The sequence below is a fragment of the Haloarcula sp. 1CSR25-25 genome, assembly GCF_032027985.1.
Lineage (GTDB): Archaea > Halobacteriota > Halobacteria > Halobacteriales > Haloarculaceae > Haloarcula.
The window spans coordinates 296,774-307,464 of the sequence record NZ_JAHYBW010000004.1 but is presented as its reverse complement, the minus strand read 5'-3'; the positions used below and the strand labels follow the sequence as shown (position 1 = coordinate 307,464).

Sequence of the window (10,691 nt, the reverse complement as noted above, 5' to 3'; positions counted from 1 at the left end):
GCCGTGACGGGGCAACGGGACCCGGAGCGACTGTACCGCGAGGTCGCCTTCGTCGCTTACCACTTCAACTGGAGTCACGAGGAGGTCATGACAATGCCACACGCTGAACGGGAACGCTGGTGTGCCGAGATTAGCAATATCAACGAACGCATGAACGAGGGGGACTGATGTCGGCCAGCGATCGGACCGACCCGTACCTCGATTACCGCTTTCTCGTCGAGATAGACTCGCTGATCGTCGGCGGCTTCACCGAGGTCAGCGGCCTCGAAGTCTCGATGGAGGCAGAGTCATACGAGGAGGGTGGGGTCAACGCCTATACTCACCAGCTACCCACGCGCTTCGAATACGAGAACATCGAACTCAAGCGGGGACTGACCGACGACCCGCAACTGTGGCAGTGGATGAAGCGCGCGACCAACGACCCACCGACACCGGAGGGACTCCGTCGGAAGACCGTTCGCATATTCCTGCAGGACACCACCGGGACGGAGTCGGTCGGCTGGGAGTGCCGGGAGGCGCTGCCGGTCCGCTGGGCAGGGCCGGAACTGGCCGCGGACTCCGGGTCGGTGGCCATCGAGACGCTCGAACTGGCCCACCACGGCCTCTCGACGGTGCAGGGGATGCCGTGAGCGACCCGTATCCGACCGACCGCGCGTACGTCCGGGACGAGCTGGCGCGGCTCGACTGCCGGCTCCGCCTCGAAGTGGACAGGTTCGAGGGACCGATCGACGAGTTCGGGGCGTTGTACGTCTCCGAACAGGAGGTTCGAGACCTTCTGACGCCCGAAACGACCGACGGTGCAGGCCGTGAGACACGCGCCGAGGCGGAACGCCTCGACCGGTACACCAACGAGATACGCGAGCGGCGGCGTGCCTCGGCCGACGCCGGCGCTACAGTGAGTCTGGACAGACTCGTCGACAGGTTCGACCTGCCACCCCTCGCACGAGACGCTCTCCTCGTCGCCACAGCCCCCGACATCGACGAGAAGTACGCCACCGTGTACGCGTACCTGCAGGACGACGCGACTCGCCGTCGGCCGACAGTCGGGTTCATCCTCGGGGTGCTCGACGAGGCGGACCACCTCCGGGACCGGACGCTGTTCACTGCGGGGTCGCCGCTCGTCGACGACAATCTAGTGCGGGTCGGCGGGGACGGCCCGCTACCCACGCAGACAGTCAGTGTCGACCCCCGGGTCGTCGGGTATCTGTTGGGCGAGGAGGCCACGGACCCGAGGCTGTCGTCGGTCGTCTCGACGACCGACCCGACGCGGTCCCCGGACTCACTTGACGTTTCCGACGATGCACGACGAGTCTTCGCCGCCCTCAACGACGAACGTCCCACGTCGTCGCCGCCGATGATTGCGCTGCACGGTCCCGCTGGGACGGGCAAGGCGGCGCGCGTCGAGGCGATGTGCGCCGAGCGTGACGGCCCGCTCCTGACGCTCGACGCCGGACGCGTCGACGACGCGAGTTTCGGGGACGTTCTGGCCCGCCTCGAACGGGAGGCCCGCCTCAGGGGGTCGGCTGTCACCCTCGACGGTGTCCTCGACGACACCGAGCGAGCGACGGCCGCTGTCGACCGCCTCGATACGCTCCCGACGGCGGTGTTTCTCACCGGAACGAACCAGCCCTCGACGGACCTCAGGTCGATACCCACCGACCACGACTTCGTCCCGATATCGGTCGACCAAGTCGACTACGAGGCCCGACGGCGGTACTGGGCGAACCGCGACGACCGCCCGCCCGACCTCGACCCGGAGCGGGTGGCATCGACGTTCCGACTGAGCCGTGGTGCCATCGACGCGGCCATGGACATGGCGGCGGCGTCCGCCCGAGCAGCGGGCACGGAGCCGACGGCCGAGCACGTGTACGCCGCCTGTCGCGCCCAGTCCAGCGAGGAGTTGACGGACCTCGCGACTCGCGTCGACCCCGTCTACGACTGGGAGGACATCGTCCTGCCGGCCCAGACGGAGACCCAGTTACGGGAGGTCTCAAGCCGCCTGGCGGACCGCGGCACGGTGTACGTCGACTGGGGGTTCGCCGACGAGACCAGCCTCGGGAACGGGCTGATCGCCCTCTTTTCGGGCCCGTCCGGAACGGGAAAGACGATGGCGGCGGAGGTCATCGCGAACGCGGCGGGTCTGGACCTCTACAAGATCGACCTCGCCGCTGTCGTGAGCAAGTACGTCGGCGAGACGGAGTCGAACCTGGGTCGGATATTCGACGAGGCGGCCGACAGCGACGCCGTGCTCCTGTTCGACGAGGCCGACGCGCTGTTCGGCGAGCGCTCGGAGGTGTCAGACGCCCACGACCGCTACGCCAACGTCGAGGTCGACTACCTGCTCCAGCGCGTGGAGGAACACGACGGCGCCGTCCTCCTGACCACGAACCTGGAGTCGAACATCGACGACGCGTTCCTCCGGCGGGTCCACCTCAGCGTTGACTTCCCGCTCCCGGACCGCGCCGCCCGGGCGGAGATCTGGCGACGCGTCTTCCCGGCCGACGCGCCGGTCGGCGACCTCGACTACGACTACCTGGCGCGGCTCGACTTCACCGGCGGAAACATCCGCAACATCGCCCTATCGGCCGCCTTTTTCGCGGCCGACGAGGGGACCACCGTCGAGATGGAGCAGGTCGTCCGCGCCGCGAAGCGGGAGTGTCAGAAGATCGGACGGCCGATACAGACAGCCCAGTTCGAGGAGTATCGCGACGTCCTCGAATCAGGATGAACACCCACGAGTCGGAGACCGAGCGAAGCGAGGGTCCCAGGAGGCGCCGTGCGGACGAGACTGCGACTTCGACACACCGGGAGACGGAGCCGTCGGACCGCGAACGGAGCGGTGGCGACCGTGGCGAGAGGCCGCTTCGTCGACCGGCTGGCGAGCAGCGTATCGCGGCCGACTCGACAGACGCGGGCCGCGGTTCGACGGGGCGAGTGGCTCGCCTCCAGCGGACGCTGGGAAACCGTGCTGTCGCGCAGGCGGCGACTGCTGTAAAAAATGAGGCGGCCGAGGGACGCGAGCCGTCACCGGAGCGGACGAGGACGGGCCCCGCCGAGTCGGCGGAGGCCCGACCCACCGAGCAGTCCGATTTCGGCGGGTCCGAACAGTCCGCGGACCGCTCCGGACGGTCGACAGCGGAGTCCACGGATGCGCCGTCCCGAGTATCCGGGAGGAGCGGTCCCGCGACGGGTGGACAGCGCAGTCCCGTGTCGGGTCCACAGCCCGGTTCAGGGGGCCCGAATCCGGTTGCGCGGGCACACGCATACGGCGTGCAACCGAAGCTCACCGTCGGCCGACCGAACGACGAGTTCGAGCGCGAGGCAGACGCCGTCGCGGCGGCTCTGGCGACGGGGGGCGGCGCCCGGTCCGTCTTGGACGACGCCGGTCGCCCCACGGCCGCGACCGACACAGACCTGGTCCAGCCACAGACCGACGGGACAGGGGCCGACCCACCGCCACGGGCATCCGCAATCACGTCGACGATACGGAGGCCCGGCGCCGGCCGGTCGATACCCCGGCCCGTCCGGAGTCGCATCGAGCCTGCGCTCGGGACGAGTCTCGGCGGCGTGCGGGTCCACGACGGGACCGAGGCGGCCCGGGCCGCGAGCGGACTCGGGGCACGGGCGCTCACCCGAGACAACCACATCTTCCTCGGCGACGGCGAGTCGCCACACGACCTCGAACTGATGGCCCACGAGGCAACTCACGTCGTCCAGCAGGGCGCAGCGTCGGAGGGCCACGAGCGGGCCGCGACGCCGTCGGCGGACGTCCAGCGGCTGCTCCCGGAGAGTGCACTCCGGAAGCTGAACGACTGGGCGGAGTACATCCCCGGCTGGACGCTGTTTACGGTCCTCATCGGCTACAACCCGCTGCTGGGCGAGACGGTCGAACGGACCCCCGACAACCTGGTCGAGGGGCTGCTCTCTCTCGTCCCGTTCGGGCCCGCAATCATCGAGCGGCTGCGGGGACTCGATATCCTCGGGGACGCCTTCCAGTGGGTGACAAGCGAGCTGAAACGGCTGAATCTCACCCTGGCGCGTGTCAGACAGACACTCGAGGCCGCCTGGGACGACGTCAGCGTCGCGGGCTCGTTACTGGGTATCGGCGAGGGGGCTGTAGACGTCCTCGAACGACACTTCGGGACGCTCTACGAGGACGTGAAGACGTTCGCCCGCTCACTCGTGGACCGGGTCGTGGAGTTCATCGAGGAGGCCGTCGTGGAGCAGGTCCAGAACGTGCTCGACGCCAGTGGGGCGTGGTCGCTGTTCACGAAGGTCCTGAGGCGGGACCCGCTCCGGGGCGAGGATGTCGAAGCGACGCCGACCGAGATACTCGAGGACTTCCTGCGTCTCATCGGCAGGGAGCAACACCTCCAGAAGATGCGAGAGCAGGGCGTGGTGACGGAGGCGGCCGAGTGGATCGCCACACAGGTCGAGACGTTCACAGGGCTCCTGACCCAACTCCAGGGGCTCGTCGAACAGCTCTGGGAAGCGATTTCCCCGGCGAATCTGGCGTCGCTCTGGGAGACCGTCAGCTCGTTTGTCAGTAGCGTGGGCAGTTTCCTCCAGCGGGTCTGGACCTTCGCTACGACGGTGGCCGGCAAAGTCCTCGAACTCGTCAAGGACGCGCTGGTAGGCACCCTGCAGAAGTACGTCACCGACAATCTGCCGGGGTTCGAACTCCTGACAGTTGTCCTGGGTCGCAATCCCTTCACCGGAGAACGGGTGGCACGGACGCCGGAGACCATTATGCACGGGTTCATCACGCTCTTGCCCGGCGGTAGCGCGCTCTATCAGAAACTGGCCGAGACGGGGGCCGTCGCCCAGGCTGGGACCCGCATTCAGGAGGCGATGACGCAACTGGGAATTACCTGGGAGTTCGTTGTCGGCCTCTTCAGGGGCGTCTGGGAGAGTCTGTCCATCGAAGCCCTGATGGAGCCTGTTGGGGCCTTCCAGCGGATCATCGCTCAGTTCCGCAAGCCGGTATCAAGGCTGTTCTCGTTCATCAGCGTCGTCCTCCGGGAGCTGTTCTCGGTCGTTCTCCGGCTCATGAACTTCCCGACCGGACTTATCGGGAGCATCGTCAGCAACGCGATGCAGGCGATTACCGTCATCAAGCAGGACCCCGTCAAGTTCCTGCTGAACATGCTCGGGGCGGTCAAACTGGGCTTCCAGAACTTCTTTACGAACATCCTCACCCACCTCGGACGGGGACTCGCGGACTGGCTCTTCCGCGGGCTTCGGGACGCGGGAATTGAGCCGCCCACTGACCTCTCTCTGGGGTCCGTCCTGGAGTTCGTGCTGCAGGTGCTTGGTGTCACGATGGACCGCATCTGGGCGAAACTCGCCGAACGCATCGGCCAGGAGAACGTCGACCGGATTCGGGGTGCTATCGACAAGCTGACCGGCATCTGGAACTTCGTGGCAGACGTACAGGAACGCGGTGTGGGGGCGATCTGGGAGTACATCCAGGGCCAGGTCACGGGCCTCTGGGACATGGTGCTCGCGAAAGCGCGGGAGTGGGTCATGGAACGGGTCATCAACCGCGCGACCCGCTGGCTCCTGAGCCTCCTCGACCCGACGGGCGTCATGGCAGTCATCAACGGCTTCTCGGCGTTTCTCAGTGCCGTCCAGTCGGCCGGCGAGTACGCGGTCGACATCCTCCGCATCGTCAACGACTACGTCTCCACCATCGCCAGCGTGGCCCGCGGCGAACTCGCGGCCGGCGCGGCAAAACTGGAACAGGGGCTGGCCAACGCCGTCCCCGTCGCCATCGGCTTCCTCGCCAATCAGTTCGGCCTCGGCAACATCGGTGAGAAGATCACGGGCATCGTCGCGCAGGTCCGCGGCGTCGTAGACCGGGCGCTGGACTGGCTGATCGACAAGGCTGTCAGTTCCGTGCAGTCGGTGTTGCGGGCGGTGGGTATCGGCGGGAAGGAAGAGAAGAAGTCGACTGATGAAACCGGAGAAGTCACCGTTGAGAAGGTTCCGTTCTCACTCGGGTCCGAGCAGCACCGGTTCCGGGCCAGGTTTACGCGAACCGGCGTGGTCATCGAAATGGCGAGTAACGGCTGGCAGGAGTTCGAAGGTCGCTTACAGAACTTGAAGAAGCTGTACATCACGGAGAACCGGAAAGGATACAGCGAAGAGACGAAGAACGCGCTGGCTCAGCGGCTAGACACCATCGCCGGTGAGTTACAGTCCCTCCTCCTGGAGTTACACCGCGAGCCGAACGAACTTGAAGAGAAACGGAAGGCAAACGAGGGAATCGACCGGCTAGAGGCGATGTTCAGCCCGCTCGGCGGTGCCCCGTTCTACATCGAGACGGAGGGGTCGTATCAGCCGCCGCGGCACCGCTTCGAGTCGGGGAGTACTGACGGATACAAGCGAGCCACGGGGGCGCTTGGAGACCCCATAAGCAAGGAATCAAAAGGGAAAGGGAGTTCAGCGAACGTTGACCCCGCCGGAATAACGATTCTCAATGATGTGTCTGGGATATCGAAATACGAGCGTGGCCACCTCGTCGCAAAAACGCTCGGCGGTCCCGGTAACGACCGGGCGAATCTGACTCCGATATCACCGGCCACCAACATCTATATGCGGGACAATCCAGAGCAGGCAGCGAGAGATGCCATCGACAAGACTGTCACTCCCAAGCCGGTCTTGATGAGATATACGGTTCGAACCACACACGGCGGGAAAAGCGAGCTAGAGAGCTGGCTCGTATCCACTATCGGAGCTGCCCCGGGCGGGGCAGAATCGCTCTTCAAACTGGCGGCTGCGAATGCGAGGCTAACGCCGACTGCCGTCCACGCTGCGCTGGGCGGGTCAGCGCAGTTACCGCTCGCGACCGTTGAATCTAACCTAGACGCTATCCGGAAGAACCTCGCGTACGCCTTCCACGCCAGACAGGTCGTGGTACAGATTGATGTCCTTCAAGGGGGCGTCTCAATCAAATCCACCTGGTCGATTGACAATCACATGGGCGCTTCGATTCCCGAGTGGTGACCCGTTGATCTTGGAGGCGGACGCTGGCTTCTCGTTCCGGCGCCTTCAGTGCCACCTCTCCAACTCGGACCGCTACCCATGCGACTAAGTGTCACACACTTTGAATAATCCTTATGTCCGGTGGGATTGTCAGATTATAAAAGTATCTTCCCCGAGACAGTGTACTGAAAGCCGATAACTCAATACGAAAGACATGACACAGAACACAGACGAGCCACCCGATATCAGCATCGAACCGACCGTTCGCGAAATCAGCCGACTCTCCACAGGGATGGCCAGTGCGGGCAGAATAGACGCCGGGCTCCTCCGTCCGTTCGCCGGACTGCTCCAGAGAGGGCGGCCGCCACAGACGAGGAAGGGGGGGCCGGGCCTGACGTATCTGACGCTTCAGTCACTGGTGAGTCAGCAGGTTCGCGAGCGAGAGACGCGGGAGACGGTCGTCGAATCGGGCGGAGGCCCCGAACCGAACGACGAGACGGGCGGGTCCGAGACTGAGGCGACAGAGACGAAGACGGAGTCGCTCACGGTCAGGGAACTGCTCCAGCGGTCTTCGGATGATGACGCCGATAAGACGGTGCCGACCGACGGCCGGCACGTCCAGTCCCTCGATCCGACTCACACAGTGGTCCGGGAGGAAGCGCCCGCAAGCGAACAAGGCCGGCCCTCGTCCGAGGGAGAAGCCGACTCTACGACGCGACCGCCGGGCTCGCCTGACCCGGTCATTGACCCGGGTGACGTGTCAGATTCAGCCCCGCCGCCAAGCCGCGGCGGTCCGGATCCGTGGACGTTGCTCGACGCCACAGGGTCCGAAGACGCTGACGCCAGCGCGCGGTCGCCGGGACGAGGAGCGGAAACCGGGGCGACCCTGCCGACGGGTCCGGGCTTCGATTCCGAGCAGCGCACTCCGACCGGGTCCTCGGCCGGCCGTCCGGACCTCGTGGTCGCTAGCCGCCCTCCCGCGGGCGACGCTAGAGTGGACGGCGACACCGACTCGGGACTCACGTCGCAGTCCGGACGGCGGGCGGACCGGGATCCAGAGAGTGCTGGGAGGCGTCAAGCCGACGCCCGGGCGTCGAACGAGCGCCGCGACGGGTCCACGGACGGCGCTTTCGCGACCGATCAGTCGCCCTCTGAGCGGCCCGGAGACGCCGAGGCGAGTGCGCCCTCGCCGCTATCTCTGGAGACGGTTGACCAGCCCGCGCTCGATCGATTTGTTGAACAGCTCTCGGAGAAGTTAGCCCGTCACGAGCGCGTCGAGCGCGAACGGAGGGGGCTGTAGATGTCCGGCGCGGAGTACGAGCCGGCAACGATTCTGCTGCTCGACCGGGACCTGAACGAGATGGACAGCATCGAGGTGCTGTTCAACCCAACGCAGTACAGCGTCGACAAGTCTGTCAAGTACGGCGAGGTGGCGCTGCCGGGGATGGACACGCCGGTGAGCCAGTTCGTCAGCGGCGACGCCGAGTCGCTGTCGATGGACCTGCTTGTAGATACCTACGAGAGCGGAGACGATGTCAGCGACCACATCGCGGACCTGGACCGACTGGTGAGCGTCGACGGCGAACGGCACGCGCCGCCCATCTGCAAGTTCGTCTGGGGGGACCTGTCCTTTACAGCCATCGTCGAGAGCTTAAAAAAGGAGTTCACGCTGTTCATGCCGGACGGGCGACCGGTCAGGGCCACGGTGAGCCTCTCGTTCAAGCGCTACGAGACGGTCACGAAACAGATTGAGTCGGAGCCGCGGAGTTCAGCCGACCGCACGAAAGTCCGGCGAGTTACCGGCGACCAGTCGCTGTGGGCCATCGCGGCAGCGGAGTACGGCGACCCGGGCGAATGGCGCCGCATCGCCGACGCCAACGGACTCAGCGACCCGCGGTCTATCGCCGCCGGAACCGAACTCGTCGTCCCATCCATCGATTCATGAGCGGAGCACAGAGCGGTATCGCGACGTTCCGGACGCTCCAGGACCGCTACGAGGACTTCTACGTCCCGCAGTTCACCGTGACGGTCGGCGACACGGGCTTCTCGGAGACTGACGGTGTGGTCTCCGACGTGAGCGTCGACCTCGCGCTGGACAAAGCCACCAAGTTCTCGTTCACGCTGAACTACCCGTACGACGTCGAGAAGGGCCAGTTCGAGGGGCTGGACTGGGACCTGTTCGCCCCGGACCAGTCGGTCCGCGTCGAGATGGGATACGGCGACACCGAGGCCACGCTCCTCCACGAGGGGCGTATCACAGCCGTGCGGCCGAGTTTCCCGTCCGGCGGCGCTCCGACGGTCACCGTCGATGGGTTCGGACTGCTACACACGATGACGGAACCGCCGGAACCGGCGGGTGACCGCGAGGCATGGACACACACCTGGACAGACACTGCGCCACACGAGGTCGTCAAGCGCGTCAAGGACGAGCGGGACTACGACTTCGGAAGCGTCGAAACCGTCGATGCCGGCGTCGAACCAGCCGAGATCAAGCAGGCCGATTCGGACCACGACCTCGCTTTCCTCCTGAAGCTGGGAACGGCATACGCCTACGAACTGTACGCCTGGGATGGTGACCTGTACTTCCAGCCGCCGCGGTACGACGGGGCGGCGGAACTCGCCCTCGAATACGGCTCCTCGCTGGACTCGTTCTCGCCGGAGGTCAACGAGGCCGGCCAGGTCGACCGGGTCGAGGTACGCAACTGGAGCGCCGAGCGTGGCGAGGAGATCGTCGGCACCGCCACTCGCGGCGCTATCGCGGGGGCCAGTACTACCAGCGGGAAGCCGACCACGGAGACGCTACGGCTCCCGGTTCGGACCAATGCCGAGGCGACGGCCCGGGCAGAGGGCGCCCTCGCGAATCGCCTCGATGGCACCGTCTCTGGCAAGGGTGAGTGTATCGGTCTACCGGAGCTACGGCCGGGGATACGGGTCCGGCTCGACGGGCTGACCGAGAAGTTCTCGACCGTGTACTACGTCGAGTCGGCCACACACCGGTTCGGCGACTCCGGCTACCGGACGTCGTTCTCGGTCAAGCGGAGGGAGCTATGAGCGCCGGACCGGGGTCCGGGTCCGACCGGATGGACCGGGGTGAGTTCCCGGGCGTGATGATGGCGCTGGTGACGGACAACCAGGACCCGCAGGGACTCGGTCGCGTGAAGCTGACGTACCCGTGGGCTGACGCGCCCGAAGAGACCTACTGGGCGCGCATCGCGGCTCCGATGGCCGGGCCGGATCGGGGGGAGTTCTTCCTCCCGGAGGAGGGTGACGAGGTGCTGGTGGCCTTCGAGAACGGCGACCTCGAACACCCGTACGTTCTCGGCGGGCTCTGGAACGGCCAGCGCGAACCCCCGGAGGACAACGCTGACGGGAACAACGACATCCGGACAATCCGGTCACGGTCGGGCCACTCGGTCACCTTCGATGACGCCGACAGCGGCGGCGGCGTCACCATCGAGACGGCGGGCGGGTCGGTGGTCGACCTCTCCGACGAGTCGGGAAGCGGCTCTATCTCCATCACCGACGAGACCGGCGAGAACAGCCTGACCTTCGATCTGAACAGCGGTTCGGTGACGCTGTCCGGAAGCGGGACCGTCGCTATCGAGGCCGCAAACATCGAACTGACGGGGAGCGGCGGTGTGTCGATAGAAACGTCAGGTATGCTAACACTTAAGGGGTCGCTAGTGAAAATCAACTAACATCCA

Annotated in this window: 7 protein-coding genes and 1 pseudogene; all 8 read left to right on the top strand. The window is 65.8% G+C overall.

All coding sequences use genetic code 11. The features are described 5' to 3' along the window. Positions 1 to 3: 3 nt before the first annotated feature. Positions 4 to 159, top strand: a pseudogene (locus KZ498_RS14200) (DUF6760 family protein); the annotation flags it as partial. A gap of 8 nt (positions 160 to 167) precedes the next feature. After that, positions 168 to 629, top strand: a complete 462-nt coding sequence (locus KZ498_RS14195; protein ID WP_312619632.1) for a phage tail protein — start codon at positions 168 to 170, stop codon at positions 627 to 629. Then, positions 626 to 2,728, top strand: a complete 2,103-nt coding sequence (locus KZ498_RS14190) for an ATP-binding protein (protein ID WP_312619630.1) — start codon at positions 626 to 628, stop codon at positions 2,726 to 2,728. Before KZ498_RS14195 ends, KZ498_RS14190 begins: the two co-directional genes overlap by 4 nt. Continuing rightward, the gene (locus KZ498_RS14185; RefSeq protein WP_312619629.1) at positions 2,725 to 7,008 is read left to right on the top strand and encodes a DUF4157 domain-containing protein; all 4,284 of its coding nucleotides are present in this window, start codon (positions 2,725 to 2,727) and stop codon (positions 7,006 to 7,008) included. The genes KZ498_RS14190 and KZ498_RS14185 overlap by 4 nt, the downstream gene beginning before the upstream one ends. Positions 7,009 to 7,201: 193 nt before the next feature. Continuing rightward, positions 7,202 to 8,287 (top strand): hypothetical protein, encoded by a 1,086-nt coding sequence (locus tag KZ498_RS14180; protein WP_312619627.1) that lies wholly within the window; start codon positions 7,202 to 7,204, stop codon positions 8,285 to 8,287. Then, positions 8,288 to 8,932, top strand: a complete 645-nt coding sequence (locus KZ498_RS14175; RefSeq protein WP_312619625.1) for a LysM peptidoglycan-binding domain-containing protein — start codon at positions 8,288 to 8,290, stop codon at positions 8,930 to 8,932. Then, a complete protein-coding gene (locus KZ498_RS14170; RefSeq protein ID WP_312619624.1) occupies positions 8,929 to 10,038 on the top strand; it encodes a hypothetical protein in 1,110 nt (369 codons plus the stop codon). The genes KZ498_RS14175 and KZ498_RS14170 overlap by 4 nt, the downstream gene beginning before the upstream one ends. Continuing rightward, positions 10,035 to 10,685 (top strand): phage baseplate assembly protein V, encoded by a 651-nt coding sequence (locus KZ498_RS14165; protein WP_312619622.1) that lies wholly within the window; start codon positions 10,035 to 10,037, stop codon positions 10,683 to 10,685. The genes KZ498_RS14170 and KZ498_RS14165 overlap by 4 nt, the downstream gene beginning before the upstream one ends. Positions 10,686 to 10,691: the final 6 nt, after the last annotated feature.

Bases quoted from the DNA above. Each gene is read 5' to 3' on its own strand.
- KZ498_RS14175 (WP_312619625.1), top strand. From the start codon at position 8,288: ATGTCCGGCGCGGAGTACGAGCCGGCAACGATTCTGCTGCTCGACCGG.
- KZ498_RS14195 (WP_312619632.1), top strand. From the start codon at position 168: ATGTCGGCCAGCGATCGGACCGACCCGTACCTCGATTACCGCTTTCTC.
- KZ498_RS14185 (WP_312619629.1), top strand. From the start codon at position 2,725: ATGAACACCCACGAGTCGGAGACCGAGCGAAGCGAGGGTCCCAGGAGG.
- KZ498_RS14180 (WP_312619627.1), top strand. From the start codon at position 7,202: ATGACACAGAACACAGACGAGCCACCCGATATCAGCATCGAACCGACC.
- KZ498_RS14170 (WP_312619624.1), top strand. From the start codon at position 8,929: ATGAGCGGAGCACAGAGCGGTATCGCGACGTTCCGGACGCTCCAGGAC.
- KZ498_RS14165 (WP_312619622.1), top strand. From the start codon at position 10,035: ATGAGCGCCGGACCGGGGTCCGGGTCCGACCGGATGGACCGGGGTGAG.